Source organism: Devosia sp. (assembly GCF_039927955.1).
In the GTDB taxonomy this organism is placed as follows: domain Bacteria; phylum Pseudomonadota; class Alphaproteobacteria; order Rhizobiales; family Devosiaceae; genus Devosia.
In genome coordinates this window covers 19,014-42,299 of sequence record NZ_JBDSUA010000046.1, presented here as the reverse complement: position 1 = coordinate 42,299, position 23,286 = coordinate 19,014, and the positions used below count along the sequence as shown (strand labels likewise).

The window sequence follows — 23,286 nt, the reverse complement described above, 5'->3', positions numbered from 1 at the left end:
GCGTAGGTGGGGCGCGCCTTCTTGAGTTCCTCAAAGCAGATCTGCTCGGCCCGCCGATCGGCATTGGAGACGAAATCGGCCGGACCCTTGCGCGAGACCTGCAGATTTTCGACCTCGCCAAAGTCCTTGGTGAGCGACTTGCCTGCCTTGATGGCGGCCTGGACCATGACGTGCAGAATTGCCGAGCGTGCCATGGCTTAGTCGGCCCGGCGCATGTAGGTGACTTCGGTGGTGTCGACGACGATGCGCTCGCCCGTGGAGATGAACGGCGGCACCATGACCTTGAGGCCGTTGGACAGCTTGGCCGGCTTGAACTGGTTGGACGAGGTCTGACCCTTGACCACCGGATCGGCTTCGACGACTTCGAGGACGACGTTGGCGGGGAAACGCACGCCCAGCGGGGTCTCTTCGTGCATTTCGACCGTGATCTTCATGCCATCCTGCAGGAAGGCGGCGCGGTCGCCGACGAATTCCTTGAGCAATTCGATCTGCTCGTAGCTGTCCTGGTCCATGAATACCAGGCTGTCGCCCTGCTCGTAGAGATAGGTGAAGTCACGGAATTCGAGGTCAACCTGCTCGACGGTTTCGGCGGAGCGGAAGCGCTCGTTGAGCTTGGTGCCGCCCAGAATGGCCTTGAGTTCAACCTGGGCATAGGCGCCGCCCTTGCCGGGCTTGACGTGATCGACCTTGACCGCGACCCACAGGCGATCCTGGTGCATGATTGCCATGCCGGGGCGGACTTCATTGCCGTTGATTTTGGCCATTGAGGTGACTTCTTGCTGGAGCGCCAAAGCGCCGAAAGCCGGAGCGGCTCGTCGGGTGTGGGCGCTAGGAACGAAATGATTGGCCCGGACGTGAGGCGGACGCGGGCGCTTATTGCCTCAGAATGGGGCTTTGTTCAAGGCTTTTGCGGTTCGACGACCGGCGGGGTCGCTGGAACCGGCGCATCGAGCGGGGCAGCAGCGGCAGTTTGGGTGGGTGGCGTGGAGGGCCAGAAGCGGGCGCGTTCTTCGCCCTTGGCCAGATCATCCTTGTCGATCTTGCCGAGCAGGCGATCAAGACTGGTATCGTTGAGGCCCTGGCGGCGGGCGAGCGCGCGCCACATGGCGGCGTCCTGCAGATTGGCGGTGACGCCCTCGCCGGCGGCGAGCAACTTGGCATAGCGGTTCTGCGCCACGGCGTTGCCGGCGCCGGCGGCGGCAGCATACCATTTGACGGCGCCTTCGAGATCCTTGGGGACGCCATCGCCCAGATACAGGATGGTGGCATAATCGATCTGGGCGCTGATCAGGCCCTGTTCGGCGGCGAGTCCGATATAGTGGGCGCCCTGCTTGCTGTCGGGGGCAATGCCGGCACCCTGGACCAGCATGGTGCCGTAATCGTACTGCGCTTCGGGCAGTTCGGCGTCGGCAGCTTCCTTCATCAGCGCGGCGGCCTTGAGCAGGTCAGGCTTGGCATAGCGGCCTTCGACCATCAGCAAAGCGACATTGTATTTGGCCGGAACGTAGCCGGCGTCGGCGGCCTTGACGAACAGGGCGGCGGCGCGTTCGCGGTTTTCCGGCACGCCATCGCCATTTTCATAAAGCAAAGCGAGTTCGAAGCTGGCAAGCTTGTCGCCATTATTGCTGGCCAGTTGATACCAGCCAGCGGCGCGGGCGGGGTTTTCGGCGACGCCAAGGCCCTTGGCGTAGATTTCGGCAATCAGGGTCTGGGCGGCGGCATCCTGCTTTTCGGCGCGGGGCAGGGCAGCGGCAAGGGCTGTCAGGTAATAGCCGCGCTGGAAGGCGCCATAGGCGTCGTCCGTGGGGATGCGCGGGCCAAAGATCGAGCTGCTGATGTCTTCAGCTTCACTGGCCTGGGCAAAGGCCGGAGCGGTCAACAGCAGCAGCGCTGCGGCAGTGGCGAGGAGCCGGCTCATGGCGCCAGCGCTTCGGCGATGGCGGCCAGTGTGGCTTCCGGCCTGGCTGTTGCCCAGAGGCTGCTGGATAGGGCGAAGAATTCGGCGCCATGATCGTTTGCGGCTTCTGCCGTGGCGGCAGGATCGCTGAGCACGGCGGGGATTTCGAAGGTCTCGGCCCACCATTGGGCCAATTCCAGCCCCTTGGCATCGGGCTGGTCATCGAGCGCGCCGAAGAACACGTAATCGATATTGAGTTCGGCGCAGGTCATGGCGTCGTGGCGGGTGGCGAAGGGGCCGGCGCCAACGATGAGGGCGGGCTTGAGCGCCGCGACGGCGGCCTTGACCGCCTTGGCATCGCCGGTGATGTGGACGCCATCGGCGCCGAGGCGCTTGGCCAGCGCGATGTCATCCTCGACCAGCACGGCGCAGCCGGCGCCCTGGCCGATATTGATCAGCGACTTGGTCAGCGCCGCATAGGCGGCATCGTCCAGTGCGCCACGGCGGACCAGCAAGGCGGACACTTCGGCGGCGCTGAGCGCAGCCATCAGCCGGGGCGGAAAGCTCTGCAGGTCGGCATCGAGCGGGGTGAGCAGGAACAGTTGAGCGGCCATGGGCTTCCGGACAATCGATACGAGCAAGCTATGACGCCGCATTTGGGCGACAAAAGGGTGATGCGTTCCTTACGTCGAATTTGCCGGGTTGCGCAATCTGGAGCATCCAGAGCGTTTCATCTTTCAAATGAACAGCCCAGAGCTGGATTGTCACCCCGGCGCAGGCCGGGGCCCACCCCGAGATATCAAGATGGGTACCGGCCTGCGCCGGTATGACACCGCGTTTTTGGGTGATTCAGCGCAAACGTGAAACGGATTAAGGATAAAGAAAAGCCGCATCCCCGGGAGGATGCGGCCAGTGTGACGTTGGGACGTCAAGACGAAATCAGGCAGCTTTGTCGAGGTCGGTGCGCCACTGGCCGAGGGCGGCCAACGAATTCATCCTGGCGCGGTGGCTGAATGCCGCCTGGGCTGCCGGCACATTGGTCCGTTCGCCAGCCCAGGTGACCAGCGCCACATTTTGCAGGGCGCGGCCATAGGAGAAGGTCAGCGGCCAGGGCAGGCCGCCGATTTCGTTCATGGCATTGAGGTGGGCCGTCGCCTCTTCGTCGGTCTGGCCGCCGGAGAGGAAGGCAATGCCGGGGACGGCAGCGGGGACGTGTTCGCGCAGGATGGCGACGGTGCGGCGGGCGACTTCCTCGACGCTGGGGCGATCCTTGGCCTTGGTGCCGGCCAGCACCATGTTTGGCTTGAGCAGCATGCCCGCCAGATCGACGCCGGCAAGACGCAGTTCCTTGAACACGGCTTCCAGGGTTTCCCCGGTCACGTCCTCGGTCTTGCGGATCGAGTGATCGCCCGGATCGCCATCGCCGACCACTTCGGGCTCGACGATCGGCACGATGCCGGCTTCCTGGCAGAGAATGGCATAGCGCGCCAAGGCGTGGGCATTGGCACGGATATTGTTGCGGGTGGGAGCGATGTCATTGATGGTGATGACGCCGCGCCATTTGGCAAAACCGGCGCCGAGCTTGGCGTAATGGGCGAGGCGCTGACGCAGGCCATCGAGCCCTTCGGTGATTTTTTCGCCGGCTTCACCGGGCATCGGGAACGCGCCGCGATCCACCTTGATGCCGGGAATAACATCCGCTTCGGCCAGAATGGCGCGGAAGGCGGTGCCATCGACGGCGGATTGTTCAAGGGTTTCTTCGGTCAGGATGACGCCGGAAATATAGTTCTGCATCGCTTCCTTGGAGCGAAACAGCATTTCGCGATAGTCGCGGCGCAGATCGAGCGTCGAATTGAGGCCGATCTTGGTGAAGCGCTTGGCGATCGTGGGCTCGGATTCGTCGGCGGCGAGAATGCCCATTCCAGGTTTCATCAGCTTCTGGGCAATTGCGTTCAACGACATTTTGGGCGGTCCCGATATGGTTGGTCTTTAAAACCGCAGATTAAGGTTCACTCCGGCGGCGAGTCGATTAGACCAAGGGCTATACGACCAATTGGGAACTTGTATGGAAGGACGTGTGGCGGCGGGCCTCCTTTCCTTACCGAGAAAAGGAGCCAAGCGCGGCGGACCCTATCGATCTGTCGCGGACCGGCGTATGCGGGAGCAACCCCTCACCCTGATTTCCTGCTGAACGCAGGAAATCTGTCTTGTTCGGTTCAAACCGCTTCACTGGAGCGGTTTGTGGCTGCGCCACTACCTCCAAGTCCCGCAAGGGGCGAGGGTGATGACTGCGATCGCTGAGGCTTCAAGCCTTCAGCGCTTCGACGCCGGGCAAGGGCTTGCCTTCCATCCATTCGAGGAAGGCGCCGCCGGCGGTGGAGACGTAGGTGAAGGCGTCCTTGACGCCGGCGTGGGCGAGGGCGCCGACGGTGTCGCCGCCACCAGCGACGGATACCAGCTTGCCGGCCTTGGTGCGGGCGGCGACGAATTTGGCGATTTCGACGGTGCCGGCATCGAAGGGGTGCATTTCAAAGGCGCCGAGCGGGCCGTTCCAGACCACCGTATGGGCATCATCAATGGCGCCCTTGATGCGTTCGATGGACGACGGACCAACATCGAGGATCATGCCATCGGGGTCGATGGCATCGACGCCATAAAGGCGCGTAGGGGCATTGGCCTTGAAGTGCCAGGCGACGACACCGTCGATCGGCAGGATGATGGCGCAGCCGGATTTTTCGGCCTTGTCCATGATGCGCAGGGCGGTTTCGGCAAGATCCTTTTCGCAGAGCGACTTGCCCATGTTGTGGCCGAGCGCGTGCAGGAAGGTGTTGGCCATGCCGCCGCCGATCACCAGACCATCAACCTTGGTGACCAGGTTTTCCAAAAGATCGATCTTGGACGAAACCTTGGCGCCGCCGACAATGGCGACGACCGGCTTTTTCGGCGCGCCGAGGCCGGCTTCGAGCGCGGTCAATTCGGCCTGCATGGCAAGGCCCGCGGCAGCGGGAAGCAGGTGGGCCAGCGCTTCGGTGGAGGCGTGGGCGCGGTGTGCAGCGGAGAAGGCGTCGTTGACATAGACGTCGCCCAGCGAGGCCATGCGCCTGGCCAGCTCCAGATCATTGGCTTCTTCGCCGGGATGGAAGCGGGTGTTTTCCAGGATCAGCACCGAGCCGGGCGGGGCGTCATCGATGGCCTTTTTGGCGGCGCTGACATCGACCCAGTCGGTGGCGATGAAACCAACCGGATGGCCGGTGAGGTCAGCGACGGTGGAGGCGACGACTTCGAGCGAAAATTGCGGATCTACCTTGCCCTTGGGGCGACCGAAATGGCTGAGCAGGATGGCCTTGCCGTCATGCTTGACGATTTCGCGGATGGTGGGGACGAGGCGCTCGATGCGGGTGGCATCGGTCACCTTGCCATCGGCTACCGGCACATTGAGATCGGCGCGCAGCAGCACGCGCTTGCCCTTGAGGTCGAGGTCAGAAAGGGTTTTGAACGTGCCGGTCATGGTGGGCTCTCCGAATGCGCGAATGGGTTCGTGCGTAGCAGAGTGGCATCGGGGAAGGAAGTCCGAAGCGTTGCCTAAAACGGCAGGACCAGCATGTGCAGGCCATAGACCAACAGCATCAGTGGTGCGGTGAACAGGGTCAGGCCCAGCAGATTGCCCAGATCATCGGTCAGCACGTGGCGGGCGAAGCCGTCGCTGGGCCAGGCGGATTGGCCGACGCGGCGGCGAATGGCGCGATCACGCCAGAGCAGGAACAGCGCGCCGATGAGCGGTGCGAGCAGATGCAGCAGTGGCTGGCTGAGCCAGCCGGCGCAGGCGGCCAGCACCGGAATGGCGGCCATGATCCTGGGCATGACGTGAAACATGACTGAACCCAACGTTTTACGGTGAGCATGATAGCGGGGTTTGATGACTCCGGGGTGACAGGATGGGAGTTCACGGGTGATGCAGCACCCCACCCCTGTCCCCTCCCCACAAGGGGGAGGGAGACGATGGAACCGGGGGTGATGTGCGGCTACGCGGGTTCTTATGATTTGAGGATGAGCAAGTTAGCGGGCGGATTGCTGGTCGATCAGGTTTTGGCCGCGGCGGGCCATCAGAGCCTGTTCGAGGTCGATGCCTTCGAGCAGTTCGCGCAGGGCTTCGTCGTTGAGGCGGCCGGCATTGCGTTCGGCGATCAGGGCGCCGCGGCGAGCGGATTGGACGTCGCGGACCAAAGTGAACATCAGGTCGCGATCGATCGGGGCTTCGCCCTCACGCGGTTTGAGCATGGCTTCGCGCTGGCTTTCGGACAGAACGAGTTCAGCGACGCGGGACTGGCCGGCTTCGGGATGAGCGGCGCGGAAGCGATCGGCTGCTTCCTTGCCGGCCTTGATCATGGCGGCCCGGGCAATGCCGAACTGATCGACGCGATAGGCGGCATCACTGCTGCTGTCGATTTTGAGCCAGCCGATCAGCCAAGGCAGGCTGAGGCCCTGGAAAATCAGCGTGCCGATGGCGACAAGGAAGGCGATGGCGATGATCAGGTCGCGATCAGGCAGAGCTTCGCCAGTTGAGGTGAGCAGTGGCGTACCGGCGGCGGCGGCAACGGTGACGACGCCGCGCATGCCCGACCAACTGAGCACCAGATTTTCTTTCCAACTCAGCGGATCGGCCAATGGCCGGCGCGGCGGATGGGTTTTGGCGCGGGCGAGGCGACGGCGATGGATCAGACGTCCGAGGGCGGCGCTGCACAGGATCCAGACAATGCGGACGACGATGACCACGGCCAGCGTCAGGCCTGAGAGCTTGAACAATGACCAGATATCGGTGCCGCTGCTGATGGCGCCTTCGAGCACGAAGCGAAATTGCAGGCCGAGATACGAAAACACGAAGGCTTCGAGCAGCGCATCGACCAGTTGCATGACTTCGCGCTGCTGGATGCGGCCATCAAATTTCAGATCGGTGGCGTGAAAGCCCAGGGCAAAGCCGGTGAACACCACGCACATGACGCCCGACATATGCAGCTCTTCGGCCAACAGATAAGCGGCGAAGGGGGTGATGATGGTCAGGGCCGTGACCATGGTGGCATTGTGCAACTTGCGGCGGATGGCGTGCACGATATTACCCAGGATCAAGCCGAGAATGGCGCCAAGCCCGGCGGCAAACAGGAAATACAGCACGCCATTGCTGATGAAGGTTTTCTCGCCGGTGGCGGCAGCGGTGGCAAGGGTAAACAGGGTCAGTGCGGCAGCATCGTTGACCAGGCTTTCGCCCTTCAGCACCGTCATCAAGCGCTTGGTGAGGCCGAGGCGCTCGCCAATGGAAATGGCGCTGACGGCATCGGTGGGGGCGATCACCGCGCCAAGGATCAGCGCGCCGGGGATGGTCAGCACGGTCAGCCAGCCGCTGAGCAGCACGCTGACGACGATGGCGGTGATGGTGACGAGGAAAATCCCCAGATTGGCGATGGAGCCGACGCGGCGCATGAAGCTGAAAAACGAAAAATCCAGCGCGGCCGAGAACAGCAGTGGCGGCAGGACGAGGCCGAGGATGATTTCGGGTTCGATCTCGGTGGGTGGAATGCCCGGGATGTAGGAGACGATCATGCCCACGATCACCAGCAGCAGCGGGGCCTGAAACTGCCTGGCTTCGGCAAAGATGGTCAGCCCGATGGCGGCCATCATGACGATGAGGATTTGAGTGGCCATGGGTGGGTCCGGATGAGCTCGTGTATCGACTATGGCGCAGGCGCTCGCGGAGAGAAAGGTTTGACCTTCTCACAATGCTAATGCCTCACGCAGGCTCTTGGTGGGAAGGGTGCGACGCTCCGGTATCGTGGCTTAGCTACCCCCACCCCTGTCCCCTCCCCACAAGGGGGAGGGAGACCTGACTGTTGCGATGGTTCCTGCTCAAAATCCGCAGTCGAAACCCTCCCCCTTGTGGGGAGGGATCAAGGGTGGGGGTGGGCGACGCGTGCTGCACCTCCAAAAAGTCCAAGTAAACAGTTCCCCGCAAGGGGGAGGTGTCGACTGATACCTTCGTTCCAAAAAATGGAAGTTCAGCCGCGCTCGAACAGGCCGGGGTAGTTCACCACGAGATCGTTTTCATCGACTTCGATGATCCGCTCGAAGCTGCCATCGGCGGATTGGTAGCGGAGGTGGGTGGAGTCGAGTTTGGTGTAAATCTGCTGGTCGGGCTGGACCGCCAGGGTGGCCACGTCAATCCAGGCCATGCGGAAGCGCTGGGGGGTGTCGATGAGCAGTTCGGTGCGCCAGATCGGGAGCGAATTGGTCAGCGGGGAGGCCGAGAGGTCGATGTCGATGCAGCCGCGCAGGTCGGGCAGCGGTTCGGCGCGGTCGTCGGACCAGTTGCCGGCGCCGTCGGAATAGAGTTCCAGGCTGCGGCCATCGGTGCGTTCGAGCACCAGGTCGCGGACATTGCCGATGTCATTGAGCTTGAGGCGGTAGAACAGGCCGTAGTCAGGGCCGATGATGGCGCCGCGAATGCGGGTGTCGGATTCGCGGCGATTGATGTGGCAGTGTTCGATGCTGTCGGGGCTTTTCCAGCGGGCGGAGAGGATCATGCTCCACTCCAGACTGCAGCATACCCCTCATCCGCCGTTCGGGCACCTTCTCCCACAAGGGGAGAAGGCGGAGAACCGATAGCGTCGTGGAAGGCGTGCAATTAGAGCGTCTTGCCCAGCGCCACGGCGGTGTCGGCCATGCGGTTGGAGAAGCCCCATTCGTTGTCGTACCAGCTCAGGATCGAGGCGAAGTTGCCGCCCATCACCTTGGTCTGATCGAACGCCAGGGTGGATGAGTGGCTATCGTGGTTGAAGTCGATCGAGACGTTGGGCTGGGTGGTGTAGCCCAGGATGCCCTTGAGCTCGCCATCGGCGTATTTCTTGATCGCGGCATTGATTTCGTCGGCGGTTACATCGCGCTTGGTGATGAACTTGAAGTCAACGCAGGACACGTTCGGGGTGGGAACGCGGATCGATACGCCATCCAGTTTACCCTTGAGCTCGGGGAGCACCAGGCCAATGGCCTTGGCAGCGCCGGTCGAGGTCGGAATCTGGCTGAGCGCCGCAGCGCGGCCGCGATACAGATCCTTGTGCATGGTGTCGAGCGTCGGCTGGTCACCGGTATAGGAATGGATGGTGGTCATCATTCCCTTTTCGATGCCGAATTCCTTGTGCAGGACATAGGCAACGGGCGCCAGGCAATTGGTAGTACACGAGGCGTTGGAGACCACGATGTGGTCGTGGGTCAGCTGGTGGTGGTTGATGCCAAACACCACAGTCAGGTCAGCGCCATCGCCGGGGGCCGAGATCAGCACTTTCTTGGCACCAGCCTTGAGATGGGCCGAGGCTTTTTCCTTGGAGGTGAAGATGCCAGTGCATTCCAGGGCGATATCGACGCCCATGGCGGCATGCGGCAGCTCTTCGGGATTGCGGACTGCAGTAACCTTGATCGGGCCACGGCCAACATCGATGGTATCGCCATCGACGGTGACGGTGCCGTTGAAGCGGCCATGGACGCTATCGAAGCGGAACAGGTGCGCATTGGTTTCCACCGGGCCGAGGTCGTTGATGGCAACGACTTCGATATCGGTGCGGCCAGATTCGATGATGGCGCGCAGAACATTGCGGCCGATACGGCCAAAACCATTGATGGCGACGCGAACTGCCATGGGAGCTCCTAGAGGGTAAGGATCAGGGGAGAGGTAGCGCTCTCTTACAACTGTGCGGTGACGGCTTCAACAACGGCTTGTGGCGTAATACCAAAGTGCGCGTAGAGCGCCTCGATGGGGCCGGACGCGCCAAAGCCGTGCATGCCGACAAAGCGCCCCTTGCGGCCAAGGATCCAGTCCCAGCTCATCTTGATGCCGGCTTCGACGGCAACGCGGGCAACGCCCTTGCCGATGATTTCATCCTGATAGGCCTGGGGCTGGTTGTGGAACAGCTCCATCGACGGCACCGAGACGACGCGGGCCGAGATGCCTTTTTCGGCGAGCAGCTTTTGGCCTTCGACGGCGATGGCGACTTCGGAGCCGGTGGCAAAGATCACCGCCTTGGCATCAGCCGGGCCGACCAGGGTGTAAGCGCCCTTGGCCGAGAGGTTTTCGGCGGTGTGTTCGGTGCGTACGGTCGGCAGGTTCTGGCGCGACAGGGCCAGGATCGACGGGCGATCGGCGGTTTCGATGGCCAGTTGCCAGCATTCGGCGGTTTCCACGGCGTCGGCCGGGCGGAACACCAGCAGCTGCGGAATGGCGCGCAGGGCCGACATGTGTTCGACCGGCTGATGGGTCGGGCCGTCTTCGCCCAGACCGATGGAGTCATGGGTCATCACGTAGATGACGCGCTGTTCCATGATCGCCGACAGGCGGATCGAGGGGCGGGCATAATCGGTAAAGCACATGAAGGTGCCGCCGTAGGGGATCAGACCGCCATGCAGGGCGATGCCGTTCATGGCAGCGGCCATGCCGTGTTCGCGGATGCCGTACATCATGTAGCGGCCCGAATAATTGTTGGCCTGGAAGGCGATGGTTTCGGGCGTGTTGGTGAGGTTGGAATGGGTGAGGTCGGCAGAGCCAGCCAGGGTTTCGGGCAGGAACTTGTTGATGACTTCGAGCGCCATCTGCGAAGCCTTGCGGGAGGCAACCTTGGGCTTGTCTTCGGAAAGCTTCTTTTTATAGGCGACCATGGCGTCGGCAAAACCGGCAGGCAGGGTGCCGGCGGTGCGGCGTTCGAACTCGCTCTTGCTGGAATTGGCGGCCAGGCGCGACTGCCATTCGCCGCGCACGTTCTGCGACCGGGTGCCGGCGGCGCGCCAAGTGTCGAGGATGCCCGACGGAATTTCAAAGGCCGGGTAGGTGATGCCGAGATTTTGCTTGGCGCCGGCCAGTTCTTCAGCACCGAGCGGGGCGCCGTGGGATTTTTCGGTGCCGGCCTTCTTGGGGGCGCCGAAGCCGATGGTGGTCTTGGCGGCGATCAGGGTCGGCTTGTCGGATTTTTTGGACTGAAGAAGAGCTGCTTCAATGGCATCCTGATCGTGGCCGTCGATTTCGATGGTGTTCCAGCCCGACGCCTTGAAGCGGGCGATCTGGTCGGTGCTGTCGGAATTGGACACGGCGCCATCGATGGTGATGGAATTGTTGTCCCAGATCACCGTCAGCTTGTGGAGCTTGAGGTGGCCGGCGAAAGCGATGGCTTCCTGGGAAATGCCTTCCATCAGGCAGCCGTCACCGGCGAGGCACCAGGTATGGTGATCGACGATGTCGGAACCGAATTCGGCAGCCAGCTTGGCTTCGGCAATGGCCATGCCGACAGCATTGCCGATGCCCTGGCCGAGCGGGCCGGTGGTGGTTTCGATGCCCTTGGCAAAGTGGTATTCGGGGTGACCCGCAGTCTTGGAGCCGAGCTGGCGGAAATTCTTGACCTGGTCGATGGTCATGTCTTCGTAGCCCAGCAGGTAAAGCGAGGAATACAGCAGCATCGAGCCATGGCCGGCCGACAGCACGAAGCGATCGCGGTCGGCCCACTTGCTGTCAGCGGGATCGAACTTCATCACCTTGGTGAACAGCACCGTGGCAATATCGGCGCAGCCCATCGGCAGGCCCGGGTGACCGGAATTGGCCTTTTCGACGGCGTCCATGGCGAGGGACCGGATGGCATTGGCCAAATCGTTCTGCTGGGCTGTGTTCGTCATCAGGCGTTCCGCTCTCTGCTGGCGCTTAAACTGGGGACAGGAGGTTGCAAGGCCTCCTCCACAAGGCGGTCTGAGGCATAACAGGGCCTTGTGCCGATGTTCAAGTGATACCGGACCGTAAATGTCGGTTTGATGTCGCAGTTGCCCAAATGTGGCCGCAGCCGTGCTGTGACTGATCACGCCGGTTCCCGTTGCATTGAGGGCGGGCGTAAGGCTTACTGCACTGGGCGGAATCGACGGCGGACGAGGGCGATAGGGGCAATGAGCGATAATCAGCTTGAAGACGGGCTCGAAGCCTCGGCTGCGCGGTTCGAGCGCGCGCTTGGTCGGCTGGAAAACAGCATGCGGGGCCTCAGCGGACGGATGCGCTCGATCAACCGGATCGAAGTGGATACGCAAAGGCTGGTCTCGGAAAGGGCTAAATTGGCCAGTGAACTGGACAAGGCCTCGGCGCGGGCCAAACGACTCGATGACAGCGCGCATGATGTGTCGCGCCGATTGGTCGAGGCGATGGAGACAGTGCGCGAAGTGCTGGCCAAATAGCGTATCGCAGGGGTGAGTGCCGATGCCTGAAGTCAATGTCGAGATCAATGGCCGCAAATATCGCATGGCGTGCGAAGAGGGCCAGCAGCAGCATCTGATCGGGCTGGCAAAGCGGCTCAACGATCAGGTCGAGGGGCTGAAGGGTGCAGTCGGCGAGATCGGCGATAACCGGCTGACCGTGATGGCGGGGATCGCCATGGTGGATGAGTTGGTCGAAGCCGAGCGCAAGATTGCGGTGTTGCGGGCCGAGGTGGCCGACCTCACCGATGCCGGCCAGCAATTGACCCGCGAGGCCGAGGAGATGGAACGTCGCCTGGCGATCAAGCTGGGCGAGGCTGCCGACCGGCTGGAAGCAGTGGCCAGTGCAATCGACGAGACGGCGCCAGTGCAGCAGAACTAGGTTCCTGCTTATGGCAAAGTTTGCCAATCTTTGCTAAGGTCAGGCAAAGGAGTTTTGCCATGGCCACGATGAATGTTTCGCTCCCCGATCAGATGAAGGAATGGGTGGAGGAGCGCGTTGCAAGCGGACAATTTGGCAACAGCAGTGATTATGTGCGCGACTTGATCCGGCGCGATCAACAACGGCTAGAAAAATGGGCCGAGTTTGAGCGTTTGGTGCAAGAAGGCCGAGACAGCGGAATTAGTCCTCTGACGCTGGAGGAGATTTTCGTAGAGGCGAAGAAACGCGCGGCGCATGTAAAATCTGACGCGGCCTAAAGTGGCTTATGTGATCTCTGAACGAGCGGCAGACGATATCTATTGGCTGTACGAATCCGGAAAGCGAGAATTCGGAGAATGGGCGGCCAACGCCTATCTTGATTTGCTTCGCCATGCCGTGGAATTTGCCTCCGCCTATCCAGGCGCCTCGCCCTCGCGCAAATTTGTTTCTGGCCCAGTCCGAACAAAATACTTCGGGTCTCACTTGATCGTTTACGAGATGAACGATCTAGACATCGTTGTGCTCCGCGTTTTTCACCAAAGCCAGGATTGGCAAAACGAGCCATTTCAATAGCATTGCTCTTTGCACGCGTTGGCAAAGCGCCTATATCAACCTAGCTGCCCGGCGCGTGTGGATTCCATTATCCCCGGGGCCTTAACGATCCTTAGGGAGCTGTCCCTGACTGGGCTCCTGGGCTCAGACATACGGCGCCCACCTACGTAAAGTAGGTTCCCGGGATCGCGTATCCCACGGCCAGGGCGGCACCTGATTTTTTGCGACAGGCGTGGCCGCATGGTGAACGAGCAGATCGAGCAGGCCAAGGCGGCGCTTCGGGTTCAGGCCCACGCGCAGCGCGCCGCCCTGCCGCAGGCCATGCGCGCCGATGCGGCCAGGGCGGTCTGCAATTTCTTTTTTGAGGGCGTTAAACTCAGCTATGGCGACGTGGTGGCTGCCTATTGGCGCATTCGGGACGAGCTGGATTGCCAGCCGATCCTGGTGCGGCTGATGGATAGTTTCCAGCCGGTGGTGCTGCCGGTGGTGATGGGGCCGAAAGAGCCGCTGCAGCTGCGGGTATGGGAGCAGGGAGCTTCGCTGTATGAAGCCGGGTTCGGCACGCTGGCGCCGGCCGAGCTGGCGCCGCAGGCGGAGCCCGATGTGGTGCTGATGCCGCTGCTGGGATTTGATGCCAAGGGTACGCGGCTGGGCTATGGCGGGGGTTATTATGACCGCACGCTGGCGCGATTGCACAAGCGGCCACGACTGATCGGACTGGCGTTTGCGGCGCAGGAAATCAAAGACATTCCGCGCGAGGAGCATGACGTGCCACTCGATGCGGTGATCACCGAGGCGGGGATTCGCCGGTTTGGCGAGCGCGTATGAAGTTTTTGTTTCTGGGCGATGTGGTTGGCCGGTCCGGTCGTGACGCGGTGACGGAGCGGCTGCCGGGGATCATTGCCGAGTATGGCTTTGATTTCGTGGTGGTCAACGGCGAGAATGCCAGCCATGGCAAGGGGCTGACCGAGCCCCATTTCAATGCCATCCGCAATGCCGGCGCCGATATCGTGACGCTGGGCGACCATGCGTTCGACCAGCGCGAGACAGTGAGCTTCATCGAGCGGGAAACCACTCTGGTTCGGCCGATCAATATGGCGCCGGGTACGCCGGGGCGCGGGGCAATGTTTGTCGAGGGGCGCAATGGCCACCGGGTGCTGGTGATCAATGCGCTGGGGCGGGTGTTCCTGCCGCCGATCGATGATCCGTTCCGGGCGGTGGAAGCGGCGATTGCGGCTTGCCCGCTGGGTGAACAGGCCGACGCGATCATCGTGGATTTTCACACCGAAGCGACCTCGGAGATCCAGGCGATGGGGTTTTTCCTTGATGGCAAGGTGAGCCTGGTTGTGGGCACCCATACCCATATTCCAACCTCCGACCAGCGCGTGCTCAAGGGTGGCACGGCGCTGATGGCGGATGCCGGGATGTGTGGGGATTTCGACTCGATCATCGGTGTCGATGCGGAGGAACCGTTGCACCGGTTTCTGACCGGGATGCAGAACGGAAGGTTTACCCCGGCCGAAGGCGAGGCGACGCTATGCGGGGTGGCGGTGGAAACCGATCCGCGCACCGGGCTGGCAGTCAAGGTATTGCCGGTGCGGATTGGCGGAACGCTGGCGCAGGCGCTGCCGGTATTCTAGCGGTCGCGTCTGCGCGGCATAAACCGCTCGACGCTGCCGGTTGGGGTAAAGATTGCTGCCAGCAGGGCGCCGAATGCAAATGCGATGCCGACGCGCGGTGCAGCGATAACAAGCACCGTCAGTGCGATATAGGCAACGACATAATAGCGCACCTGGATGCCGATATCGCGAACGCGCTTAACCGTTATTGCCAGGTTCGGCCATAGCAGGGTGATGGCGGCGAAGGCCTCGTCGACCAACGATGCTGCCAAGGCCGCAGTGCGTTTGCCTGGTTCATAGTAAATTGGCCCGGTATTATGCAGTATTGACCTGATCAGATCAGCGAGCAACCAGTTGCTCAGCGCGAGAAAGACCAGTGCCAGCGCAAATGCTTCGCGCCCGAGCCGGCCGCGGAAGGACAGAAAACACCAGATGAGATTCCCGATTGCTGCCTCCCATGCTGGGGCGACTTTATGCTACGGCCGTGGCAGCAGCCAGATATGAGGGTTAGCGCGGTTAACGAATGCAATTCGTCTGCTGCGCCTTTATTTCTGATCACGCTGCCGCTATAAGCGGCAAAATTTTGTAGTTCGACGATCCGAGGGTTCTTGAATGGCAGGCCATTCGCACGCCAAAAATATCATGCACCGCAAGGGCAAGAGCGACGCGGTTCGCTCCAAGGTCTTTTCCAAGCTGGCGCGTGAAATCACCGTCGCGGCAAAGATGGGCATGCCCGACCCGGCGTTCAATTCGCGCCTGCGTCTGGCCGTGACCAATGCCCGCGCCCTGTCGATGCCGCGCGACAATATCGAGCGCGCCATCAAGAAGGCGATGGGCAATGATGGCGAGAACTACGAAGAAATCCGCTATGAAGGCTATGGCCCGGGCGGGGTAGCAATCATTGTCGAGACGCTGACCGACAATCGCAATCGGACTGCATCGAACGTGCGGTCGACCTTCTCCAAGAATGGCGGCGCGATGGGGGAAACCAATTCGGTCGGCTTCATGTTCGACAAGATTGGCGAGATCGAATATCCGGCCAAGGCTGGTTCGTCCGACAAGATCATGGAAGCGGCGATCGATGCCGGCGCCGATGACGTCGAAAGCGACGAAGACGGCCACTGGATTTATACCTCGTTCGAAAACATGGTCGATGTGGCGGCCGCGCTTGAAAAAGTGCTGGGCGAAGCCGAGTCGGTCAAGGCGATCTGGAAGCCGCAGACCAATACGCCGATCGATGCCGACAAGGGCGCGTCGCTGATGAAGCTGATCGGCCTGCTCGAAGAAGACGATGATGTGCAGAACGTCTATTCGAACTTCGAGATGAGCGACGAAGACATGGCCAAGCTCGACGCCTGAGATCGAATTTGACAGCGCAAACCGCCGGGTGATGAGCCCGGCGGTTTGGTTTTGAGCGGCCATGCGGCGCTGTTTGCCGAAACCAGGATGGCACCGGCGCGACCGACTAACTGGCGCGGGACAGGATCTCGGGATGGTCGGTGGCATAGGCGATCTTGACGCGGTTGCGGCCGGTATCCTTGGCGCCATAAAGCCGTTGATCGGCGATGCGGAACAGATCGGTAAAGGTGGTGGCGCCTTCAAAGACCGCGCCACCAATGCTGACCGAGATTGGGCGCAAGACGTCACCGGGGGTAAATACTGCCAGATTGACCGAGCGACGAATGCGTTCGGCCACGGTTTCGGCACCCTTGAAATCGGAGTGGGGCAAAAACACGCCAAACTCTTCGCCGCCCATGCGGCCAAGCAGATCGCCAGTGCGCAGGACCGAGCGGATTGAGCGCACGATCAGGCGGAGGGCTTCGTCCCCGGCATCGTGGCCGAACTGGTCGTTGATCGATTTGAAATTGTCCGCATCGATCATCAGCAGCGCGCCCTTTAGCTGATCCGGATCGTCGCTGTCGAGCGCTGCATTGACGCGGGTGGTGAAGGCGCCACGGTTGAGGCAGAGCGTCAGGCTATCGGTGCGGGCAATCTTGCCGAGGCGGCGGTTGGAAATCATCAGGCCGCGCATGCGAGCGCTGATGAAAAAGAACAGCGGGGCGCCCAGCACCAGTGGCAGCACGGTGGCGCTGACCAGCGATCGGCGCATCGCCTCCTGTCCCAGTCCACCAAAGGCAAAGCTGTTGAAGGCCAGCGAGGCCAGAATACACCCAGAGGTGCCCAATAGCGTCCAGCGGCCGACGCTGGTCCAGCTTTGCACGCGACTTGTCTGTTTTTCGGTCATCGATGTGGATTCCAGTGCTGATGTCGAAACAGAGGCAGTGCGGCGAAGCACCGTGGACGAAAGTCATGGGCTGGATCAGGCGTGGTTCGGTGGCATGGGTCAGGCGGCTCGCATCATGGCGACCCGGTCACGACCGGTGCTTTTGGCTTGATAGAGATGGTGATCGGCAAGGCGATAGAGTTGGTCAAACTGGCCTGGCTTGGCAAACACCGCGCCGCCGATGCTGATCGACAGGCCGCAACTATGTCCATTGGGCGTAAAGTCCAGCGCGGCGACGGCCTTGCGGATGCGCTCGGCAACCTGGTCGGCGACGTCCATCGAAGCCTGACTAAGATAGACGCCGAATTCTTCGCCTCCGAGGCGGCCGACGATATCGGTGGACCGCACATTGGCCCGGATGGCCCCGGCAATCAGCCGCAATGCCTCGTCTCCGTGTAAATGGCCGAAGCGGTCATTGACCGATTTGAAGTCATCGGCGTCGATAATCAGCAGCGCCCCTTCCGCAGGTCCATTTGATAGCGCAGTTTCAGTCAGGTCCTGGGTGGCGCGCTCGGTAAAGGCGCCACGATTGAGGCAGCCGGTCAGCCAATCGGTGGTGGCCAGCACGTTGAGGCGCGTATTGGCCAGGCGCAGTTGCTCATGCTTGTAGCGGACATAAAACATCATCGGCGTACCCAGAATCACGGGCAAGGCGATGGCGACAAATAGCCCCTGCACGTTGATGCCGGCGGAAATGGTTTCCATGATGGCGTTGGTCAGGATCACCGAAACGGCAATCGAGGCCGCCGTCACCAGCCCGGTGAAGCGGATGACGCGGCGCCATGCTTTTTTGGTCAGCCGGTTATCCGTCCCGCTCATCGCATTGCCCCTGCATTCCCGAGCGGCAAACTACGGACGGGGTTTGAAGATGGGGTTTTCGCTTTGGCGGCAATTTTATCCATCACAGGGTTATCCACTTTTTTGTTTCTGGTTTGTTCACATCAGGTTTGGTAGGCTAGCAGCCGCGAGATAAAGGTTGGTTATGACGGACCTAGTACGAATCATCGGTATCGACCCCGGCTTGCGGCGTTGCGGCTGGGGGGTGATCGAAACCCGGGGCAATCGCCTGAGTTTTGTCGCCTGCGGCACTTTGACACCGCCGACCGATCTGCCGCTGGCGGAGCGGCTGTCGCTGCTGTTTGCGGGGCTGGGCGAGCTGATGGATCGCTTCGCGCCCGATGAAGCGGCGGTGGAAGAAACTTTCGTCAACAAGGGTCCGCAATCGGCGCTGCTGCTGGGGCAGGCGCGCGGCGTGGCGCTGATGACGCCGGCACAGCGTGGCGTCGCAGTGTTCGAATATGCCACCAATCTGGTCAAGAAATCGGTGGTGGGCACCGGTCATGCCGACAAGGTACAAATCCAGGCCATGGTCAAAATCCTGATGCCGACTGCCGATTTCAAAGGCGCCGACGCCGCCGACGCGCTGGCGATCGCCATTTGCCACGCCCACCATCGGGTGGCGGCACTGCGGCTGAAGGCCAGCGCATGATCGGCAAGCTCAAGGGCATGGTCGACAGTTTCGGCGACGATTACGTTCTGCTCGATGTGCAGGGGGTTTGCTATCAGGCGTTCTGCTCGTCGCGGACGCTGCAAAGCCTGCCACGGGTTGGCGAAGCAGCGGTGTTGTTCATTGAAATGCTGGTGCGCGAGGATCTGATCCGGCTCTATGGCTTCGGCAACGAGGGCGAGAAGGCCTGGTTCGAGCTGTTGACCTCGGTGCAGGGCGTGGGCTCGAAAGTGGCGCTGGCGATCCTTTCGGCGCTGTCGCCAGCAGAGCTTTCGAGCGCCATCGCGTTGCAGGACAAGGCGATGGTCGGGCGCGCCAATGGCGTGGGGCCGAAACTGGCGGTGCGTTTGGTAACCGAGCTCAAGGGCAAGGTGCCGGCAATCAGCGGCATCGATGCGGGCGTACTGGGGCTGCAGGCGGCATTGGGCGAAGGCGTTGCCAGGGGTCCGGTTGCGGACGCGGTCTCGGCGCTGACCAATCTTGGTTACTCGAGCGCGCAGGCTTCGGCGGCAGTGGCGCGGGTGATCGCCAGGGAGGGCGAGGACACGGCGACGGAGAAGCTGATCCGGCTGGGGCTAAGGGAATTAAGCCAGTAAACTTGTTGCGCAGAATAAATCTTACTACTATCGATAAGTAAGATTTTTGGTGGACTTCAGAAATGAACAAGATTGATAGGCTCGAATGGCGGAGTACGGTGACGAGCCGCGGCCAGACGACGGTTCCCAAGGAAATCCGAGATACGCTCAACGTGAGAGACGGCACCGAACTGGTGTGGATCATGCGGGATGGGCATGTGACCGTGGAGCCACGGACGCGGCGGCTGGTCGATCTGGCCGGGATGCTGGGCAATCCGCTGGGCCGCACGGTCAGCGTCGAGGAGATGAATGAGGCTGTGCTGGATGAAGCCGCAGAGCAGCATAAGCGAGCCGATTCTTGATCGGCGTCGATACAAATGTGCTGCTCCGGTTGTTCCTCGATGATGACAAAGATCAGCATCGGGTGGCCAAGGCGTTTTTCGCAGCGCGAACGCGGGATGACGCGGCCTATGTGAGCGTTGTAACTGCTGTTGAATTTGTCTGGGTGTTGAAGCGCGTTTATCGGCGGACACAGGCGGAAGCGTTGTCATTGCTGCAATTGGTGCTGAGCAGCGAGGATGCCGTGCTGGAGGCTGGCGATCGGATTCGACGGGCGCTGGAAATTGCGTTGGAAACGGGTGCGGATTTTGCCGACGTACTGATCGCCGGGTCCGCCGAGTTTGCTGGCTGCGAGAAAACATTGACCTTCGACAAAGTTGCCGCTCAGCGCGTGCCAGGAATGGAAGTGCTGGGATGATCTCATTGACCTCTCCCGAAGCCGGGCGCGATGAGCCGCTGGATGTGGCGCTGCGGCCGTCAGGGTTTTCCGAATTTATCGGGCAGGCCGATGCGCGGGCCAACCTTGAAGTGTTTATTGAGGCGGCCAAGCGGCGCGGGGCAGCGCTGGACCACGTGTTGTTTGTCGGACCGCCGGGGCTGGGCAAGACGACGCTGGCGCAGATCATCGCCAAGGAGCTTGGTGTCGGGTTCCGCGCCACGTCGGGGCCGGTGATCGCCAAGGCGGGGGATCTGGCGGCGCTGTTGACCAATCTGGAAGACCGCGATGTGCTGTTCATCGACGAAATTCACCGGCTCAATCCGGCGATCGAGGAAGTGCTGTATCCGGCGATGGAGGATTTTCAGCTCGACCTGATCATTGGCGAGGGGCCTTCGGCGCGCTCGGTGCGGATCGATCTGGCGCGGTTCACGCTGGTGGGCGCGACGACGCGTGCCGGGCTGTTGACGACGCCGCTGCGTGACCGGTTCGGCATTCCGGTGCGGCTCAATTTTTATACGCCGGAAGAGCTGGTGCTGATCGTGGAGCGGGGGGCGCGGCTGATGGGCACGCCGATGGCTTCGGACGGGGCGATGGAAATTGCCCGCCGGGCGCGCGGTACGCCGCGTATTGCGGGGCGGCTGCTGCGGCGGGTGACCGATTTTGCGCTGGTGGATGGGGTCAAGGAGATCACAAGGGCGGTGGCGGACAAGGCGCTGTTGCGGCTCGATGTCGATGCGCGCGGGCTGGACCAGCTCGACCGGCGTTATCTCAAGACCATTGCCGAGTTTTATAATGGTGGGCCGGTGGGGATCGAGACCATTGCCGCAGCGCTGAGCGAGCCGCGCGATGCGATCGAGGAAATTGTCGAGCCCTATCTGATCCAGCAGGGGTTTATCCAGCGCACGCCACGGGGGCGGATGCTGACGGGGGCGGCATTCCAGCATATCGGTTTTGCGGTGCCGCAGGGTTTTGTAGGCTTGCAGGCGAGCCTGTTCGAAGAGCCGGAGGCCGAAGTTTGAGCGAGCGGGTGGTCCTGAGTTTCCCGTCTGGACGGTCGCGGTTTAATTACCGGGTGGCGGGGATCGCCATTCGGGATGGGCATATCCTGGTCTGCCGGGAAGATGACGACGACTATTGCATGCTGCCGGGAGGGCGCGTGGAAATGGGCGAACCCAGCCGGCTGGCGCTGGAGCGCGAGATGGCCGAGGAGTTGGCAATGCCGGTGACGGTGGGGCGGTTGCTCTATACCTCAGAGAATTTTTACGAGCGCGAAGAGCAGGCGTTTCACGAACTGGGATTTTTCTACGAGATCGATCTGCCTGCCGATGCGAGGCCGAACGGGCAGGCGCCATGGCTCAGCCGTGCGGATGAAGGGCATATGTTGCACTTCCACTGGCTGCCGGTGACGGGGCCCGCACTGGCGGAATTCCAACTGTGGCCGGGTTGGCTGCAACAGGGGCTGGATCGACTGCCGGCGGCGACCGAGCATGTGGTTTACAAGGACTCGGACAGGCCGTGAGCGCACATCGCTTCCCGGTGCGGGTTTACTACGAGGACACCGATTTTTCGGGGAATGTCTATCACGCGGCGTATCTCAAATTCTTCGAGCGGGGCCGGACGGAGTTTTTGCGCGATCAAGGCGTGCATCATTTTGAACTGGCCAAGCAGGGGATGGCCTTTGCGGTGCGCTCGATGCAGATCGAGTTTGTGGGCGCGGCCCATATCGATGATCTATTGCAGGTGGAGACCACGGTAGCCGGGGTCGGTGGCGCGCGGTTGACGCTGGAGCAGACGATATCACGCGATGGCGTGGTGCTGACGCAGGCCAAGGTGCTGGTGGTGGCGATCAAGACCAGTGGCGGCGTGGCAAGATTGCCGCGGGAGTTGCGGGAGCGGTTTGCGGCGGGTGGGTAGCAGGTGGAAGGGAGGGGCGGTGCCGCACATTCGATCTTATGTGGCGCTGATGAACTCAACCCTGCTCCCTACCCAAACGCCATGCGCTGATTGCACAATGCCCCGTCGATCACCACTTTGCTGGCGTGAGCCTTTGTTAACCAATCCTTGACCATAATTGCGGCAAACGGGGCTTTGTCGGTGCTTCGAGTCCGAGAGGGCCGGAATTCCGGGCGATTTCTCTTAAATTTGACAAATTTCGACCCCATCGCAACACCGTCAGGGGTCGGTCATGTGGACCGGGCCGAAAGGATCACTTCATGGATGCCGCCGTTGCTGCGGGAGCTGCTGCTCCGCATATCGACTTTTCTATCTGGGGTCTGTTCTGGCAGGCGGACTGGGTGGTCAAGTGCGTGATGCTGGGCCTGCTCGGCGCTTCGATCTGGTGCTGGGCGATCATTGTCGACAAGACGCTGGTCTATCGCCGGGCCCAATCGGAGATGAACCGCTTCGAGCGCGTGTTCTGGTCCGGCCAGTCGCTGGAGGAACTTTACCAGGCACAGTCCGAGAAGGCGACTGGCGGCCTGGGCGCGGTGTTTGTTGCGGCGATGAAGGAATGGAAGCGCAGCCACGAGCAGAATGCCTCCTCGTTCGTGGGCATGCAGCAGCGCCTGGACAAGGTGCTCGACGTGGCGATTGCGCGCGAGAGCGAGCATCTGGAAAAGCGCCTGGGGTTTCTCGCTACCGTGGGTTCGGCCGGTCCGTTCATCGGGCTGTTCGGCACCGTCTGGGGCATCATGAACGCGTTTACCGCGATCGCGGCATCGTCCAGCACCAATCTGGCGGTGGTGGCATCGCCAATCGCGGAAGCGCTGTTTGCAACGGCTATCGGCCTGGTGGCCGCTATTCCGGCGGTTATCGCCTATAACAAGCTATCGTCCGATGCCGGCAAGATGGTCGGCCGGCTGGAAGGTTTCGCCGACGAATTCTCGACCATTCTGAGCCGTCAGCTCGAAGCCCGGGGTAAATAGCAATGGCCATGGGTGCAGCAGGCGGAAGGGGAGGCGGTGGCGGGCGACGCGGCGGTGGCCGTCGTGGTCGTCGCTCAAGCGGGGTGATGAGCGAGATCAACGTGACGCCGCTGGTCGACGTGATGCTGGTGCTGCTGATCGTGTTCATGGTGGCCGCCCCAATGATGACTTCGGGCGTGCCCATCGATCTGCCGCAGTCCTCGGCCAAGGAACTCAATAGCGAAACCCAGCCGGTGACCGTTTCGGTGACGCCGGACGGGGTTATTTCCGTTGGCGAAAGCGCGGTTGCCGAGGCCGACCTGATCACGACGCTGCAAGCGCAAAACGTCGATCCGGCCAATGACCGCATCTTCCTGCGCGGCGATACGGCGGCCAATTATGGCTCGGTGATGAAGGTGATGGGTCTGCTGTCAGCGGCCGGCTTTTCCAAGATCGGGCTGATCACGGAACAGGCGCCGAGGTAGGGAGA

At 61.7% G+C, this 23,286-nt stretch carries 30 protein-coding genes and 1 other RNA gene; 17 read left to right on the top strand and 14 right to left on the bottom strand.

The genetic code is table 11. From position 1 onward, the window contains the following. The 11 genes from ABIT12_RS12475 to tkt form a co-directional block, all read right to left on the bottom strand. Positions 1 to 194 (bottom strand): inositol monophosphatase family protein (locus ABIT12_RS12475; RefSeq protein WP_407065618.1); only part of this gene is annotated, 194 nt, incomplete at its 3' end. 3 nt (positions 195 to 197) lie between these two features. Next, positions 198 to 764 carry an elongation factor P gene (gene efp / locus ABIT12_RS12470; protein WP_348042184.1) on the bottom strand — a complete coding sequence of 189 codons (567 nt, stop codon included), beginning with the start codon at positions 762 to 764 and terminating at the stop codon, positions 198 to 200. A 134-nt stretch (positions 765 to 898) separates the two neighbouring features. Next, positions 899 to 1,918, bottom strand: coding sequence for a sel1 repeat family protein (locus ABIT12_RS12465; protein WP_348042183.1), 1,020 nt, complete (start codon positions 1,916 to 1,918; stop codon positions 899 to 901). Then, entirely contained in the window at positions 1,915 to 2,511 is a 597-nt protein-coding gene (locus ABIT12_RS12460; RefSeq protein WP_348042182.1) for a thiamine phosphate synthase, read from the bottom strand. The genes ABIT12_RS12465 and ABIT12_RS12460 overlap by 4 nt, the downstream gene beginning before the upstream one ends. A gap of 325 nt (positions 2,512 to 2,836) precedes the next feature. Continuing rightward, positions 2,837 to 3,859 (bottom strand): class I fructose-bisphosphate aldolase, encoded by a 1,023-nt coding sequence (locus tag ABIT12_RS12455; protein ID WP_348042181.1) that lies wholly within the window; start codon positions 3,857 to 3,859, stop codon positions 2,837 to 2,839. Positions 3,860 to 4,202: 343 nt separating this feature from the next. Next, positions 4,203 to 5,405, bottom strand: a complete 1,203-nt coding sequence (locus tag ABIT12_RS12450) for a phosphoglycerate kinase (protein WP_348042180.1) — start codon at positions 5,403 to 5,405, stop codon at positions 4,203 to 4,205. A gap of 74 nt (positions 5,406 to 5,479) precedes the next feature. Beyond that, the gene (locus ABIT12_RS12445; protein WP_348042179.1) at positions 5,480 to 5,770 is read right to left on the bottom strand and encodes a hypothetical protein; all 291 of its coding nucleotides are present in this window, start codon (positions 5,768 to 5,770) and stop codon (positions 5,480 to 5,482) included. 183 nt (positions 5,771 to 5,953) lie between these two features. Further along, positions 5,954 to 7,594 (bottom strand): sodium:proton antiporter, encoded by a 1,641-nt coding sequence (locus ABIT12_RS12440; RefSeq protein WP_348042178.1) that lies wholly within the window; start codon positions 7,592 to 7,594, stop codon positions 5,954 to 5,956. Positions 7,595 to 7,944: 350 nt separating this feature from the next. Further along, positions 7,945 to 8,469, bottom strand: coding sequence for a putative glycolipid-binding domain-containing protein (locus ABIT12_RS12435; RefSeq protein WP_348042177.1), 525 nt, complete (start codon positions 8,467 to 8,469; stop codon positions 7,945 to 7,947). A 101-nt stretch (positions 8,470 to 8,570) separates the two neighbouring features. Beyond that, positions 8,571 to 9,578 (bottom strand): type I glyceraldehyde-3-phosphate dehydrogenase, encoded by a 1,008-nt coding sequence (gap, locus tag ABIT12_RS12430; protein WP_348042176.1) that lies wholly within the window; start codon positions 9,576 to 9,578, stop codon positions 8,571 to 8,573. A gap of 44 nt (positions 9,579 to 9,622) precedes the next feature. Next, positions 9,623 to 11,596, bottom strand: a complete 1,974-nt coding sequence (gene tkt, locus ABIT12_RS12425; protein WP_348042175.1) for a transketolase — start codon at positions 11,594 to 11,596, stop codon at positions 9,623 to 9,625. Positions 11,597 to 11,857: 261 nt separating this feature from the next. Here tkt and ABIT12_RS12420 point away from each other — a divergent pair, with 261 nt between their 5' ends. The 7 genes from ABIT12_RS12420 (at position 11,858) to ABIT12_RS12390 (ending at position 14,770) form a co-directional block, all read left to right on the top strand. Beyond that, positions 11,858 to 12,139 carry a DUF4164 family protein gene (locus ABIT12_RS12420; protein WP_348042174.1) on the top strand — a complete coding sequence of 94 codons (282 nt, stop codon included), beginning with the start codon at positions 11,858 to 11,860 and terminating at the stop codon, positions 12,137 to 12,139. Between the two features lie 22 nt (positions 12,140 to 12,161). After that, positions 12,162 to 12,539 carry a cell division protein ZapA gene (locus tag ABIT12_RS12415; RefSeq protein ID WP_348042173.1) on the top strand — a complete coding sequence of 126 codons (378 nt, stop codon included), beginning with the start codon at positions 12,162 to 12,164 and terminating at the stop codon, positions 12,537 to 12,539. A 59-nt stretch (positions 12,540 to 12,598) separates the two neighbouring features. Then, positions 12,599 to 12,856: a type II toxin-antitoxin system ParD family antitoxin gene (locus ABIT12_RS12410; RefSeq protein ID WP_348042172.1), complete on the top strand. Its 258-nt coding sequence runs from the start codon at positions 12,599 to 12,601 to the stop codon at positions 12,854 to 12,856. A gap of 1 nt (position 12,857) precedes the next feature. After that, the gene (locus tag ABIT12_RS12405; protein WP_348042171.1) at positions 12,858 to 13,151 is read left to right on the top strand and encodes a type II toxin-antitoxin system RelE/ParE family toxin; all 294 of its coding nucleotides are present in this window, start codon (positions 12,858 to 12,860) and stop codon (positions 13,149 to 13,151) included. 38 nt (positions 13,152 to 13,189) lie between these two features. Beyond that, a non-coding RNA gene (ssrS, locus tag ABIT12_RS12400) (6S RNA) lies at positions 13,190 to 13,347 on the top strand. Between the two features lie 23 nt (positions 13,348 to 13,370). Beyond that, the gene (locus tag ABIT12_RS12395) at positions 13,371 to 13,958 is read left to right on the top strand and encodes a 5-formyltetrahydrofolate cyclo-ligase (RefSeq protein WP_348042170.1); all 588 of its coding nucleotides are present in this window, start codon (positions 13,371 to 13,373) and stop codon (positions 13,956 to 13,958) included. Continuing rightward, entirely contained in the window at positions 13,955 to 14,770 is an 816-nt protein-coding gene (locus ABIT12_RS12390) for a TIGR00282 family metallophosphoesterase (protein WP_348042169.1), read from the top strand. The genes ABIT12_RS12395 and ABIT12_RS12390 overlap by 4 nt, the downstream gene beginning before the upstream one ends. On the opposite strand, the gene ABIT12_RS12385 is transcribed toward ABIT12_RS12390, so the two are convergent. Next, positions 14,767 to 15,171, bottom strand: coding sequence for a DUF805 domain-containing protein (locus tag ABIT12_RS12385; protein WP_348042187.1), 405 nt, complete (start codon positions 15,169 to 15,171; stop codon positions 14,767 to 14,769). The genes ABIT12_RS12390 and ABIT12_RS12385 overlap by 4 nt on opposite strands. A gap of 190 nt (positions 15,172 to 15,361) precedes the next feature. Between ABIT12_RS12385 and ABIT12_RS12380 the strand changes: the two genes are divergently transcribed. After that, positions 15,362 to 16,108, top strand: a complete 747-nt coding sequence (locus ABIT12_RS12380; RefSeq protein ID WP_348042168.1) for a YebC/PmpR family DNA-binding transcriptional regulator — start codon at positions 15,362 to 15,364, stop codon at positions 16,106 to 16,108. Positions 16,109 to 16,214: 106 nt separating this feature from the next. On the opposite strand, the gene ABIT12_RS12375 is transcribed toward ABIT12_RS12380, so the two are convergent. Both ABIT12_RS12375 and ABIT12_RS12370 read right to left on the bottom strand, forming a co-directional pair. Then, complete coding sequence (locus tag ABIT12_RS12375) at positions 16,215 to 16,994, bottom strand: GGDEF domain-containing protein (protein ID WP_348042167.1); 780 nt, start codon at positions 16,992 to 16,994, stop codon at positions 16,215 to 16,217. Between the two features lie 99 nt (positions 16,995 to 17,093). Further along, on the bottom strand, positions 17,094 to 17,852 hold the full coding sequence (locus tag ABIT12_RS12370) for a GGDEF domain-containing protein (protein ID WP_348042166.1): 759 nt from the start codon (positions 17,850 to 17,852) through the stop codon (positions 17,094 to 17,096). A 163-nt stretch (positions 17,853 to 18,015) separates the two neighbouring features. Here ABIT12_RS12370 and ruvC point away from each other — a divergent pair, with 163 nt between their 5' ends. The 9 genes from ruvC to tolR all read left to right on the top strand — a co-directional run bounded on the left by ruvC (position 18,016) and on the right by tolR (position 23,281). Beyond that, on the top strand, positions 18,016 to 18,522 hold the full coding sequence (ruvC, locus tag ABIT12_RS12365) for a crossover junction endodeoxyribonuclease RuvC (protein WP_348042165.1): 507 nt from the start codon (positions 18,016 to 18,018) through the stop codon (positions 18,520 to 18,522). Continuing rightward, entirely contained in the window at positions 18,519 to 19,136 is a 618-nt protein-coding gene (ruvA, locus tag ABIT12_RS12360; RefSeq protein ID WP_348042186.1) for a Holliday junction branch migration protein RuvA, read from the top strand. Before ruvC ends, ruvA begins: the two co-directional genes overlap by 4 nt. A 62-nt stretch (positions 19,137 to 19,198) precedes the next feature. Further along, positions 19,199 to 19,477: an AbrB/MazE/SpoVT family DNA-binding domain-containing protein gene (locus ABIT12_RS12355; protein WP_348042164.1), complete on the top strand. Its 279-nt coding sequence runs from the start codon at positions 19,199 to 19,201 to the stop codon at positions 19,475 to 19,477. Continuing rightward, positions 19,474 to 19,872, top strand: coding sequence for a PIN domain-containing protein (locus ABIT12_RS12350; protein WP_348042163.1), 399 nt, complete (start codon positions 19,474 to 19,476; stop codon positions 19,870 to 19,872). The genes ABIT12_RS12355 and ABIT12_RS12350 overlap by 4 nt, the downstream gene beginning before the upstream one ends. Then, on the top strand, positions 19,869 to 20,912 hold the full coding sequence (gene ruvB / locus ABIT12_RS12345; protein ID WP_348042162.1) for a Holliday junction branch migration DNA helicase RuvB: 1,044 nt from the start codon (positions 19,869 to 19,871) through the stop codon (positions 20,910 to 20,912). Before ABIT12_RS12350 ends, ruvB begins: the two co-directional genes overlap by 4 nt. Next, positions 20,909 to 21,412 (top strand): NUDIX hydrolase, encoded by a 504-nt coding sequence (locus ABIT12_RS12340; protein WP_348042161.1) that lies wholly within the window; start codon positions 20,909 to 20,911, stop codon positions 21,410 to 21,412. The genes ruvB and ABIT12_RS12340 overlap by 4 nt, the downstream gene beginning before the upstream one ends. Then, positions 21,409 to 21,807, top strand: a complete 399-nt coding sequence (ybgC, locus tag ABIT12_RS12335) for a tol-pal system-associated acyl-CoA thioesterase (RefSeq protein ID WP_348042160.1) — start codon at positions 21,409 to 21,411, stop codon at positions 21,805 to 21,807. Before ABIT12_RS12340 ends, ybgC begins: the two co-directional genes overlap by 4 nt. Positions 21,808 to 22,106: 299 nt before the next feature. After that, positions 22,107 to 22,817: a protein TolQ gene (gene tolQ, locus ABIT12_RS12330; RefSeq protein ID WP_348042159.1), complete on the top strand. Its 711-nt coding sequence runs from the start codon at positions 22,107 to 22,109 to the stop codon at positions 22,815 to 22,817. A 2-nt stretch (positions 22,818 to 22,819) separates the two neighbouring features. Beyond that, positions 22,820 to 23,281, top strand: a complete 462-nt coding sequence (gene tolR / locus ABIT12_RS12325; protein ID WP_407065617.1) for a protein TolR — start codon at positions 22,820 to 22,822, stop codon at positions 23,279 to 23,281. The last annotated feature ends 5 nt before the right edge of the window (positions 23,282 to 23,286 follow it).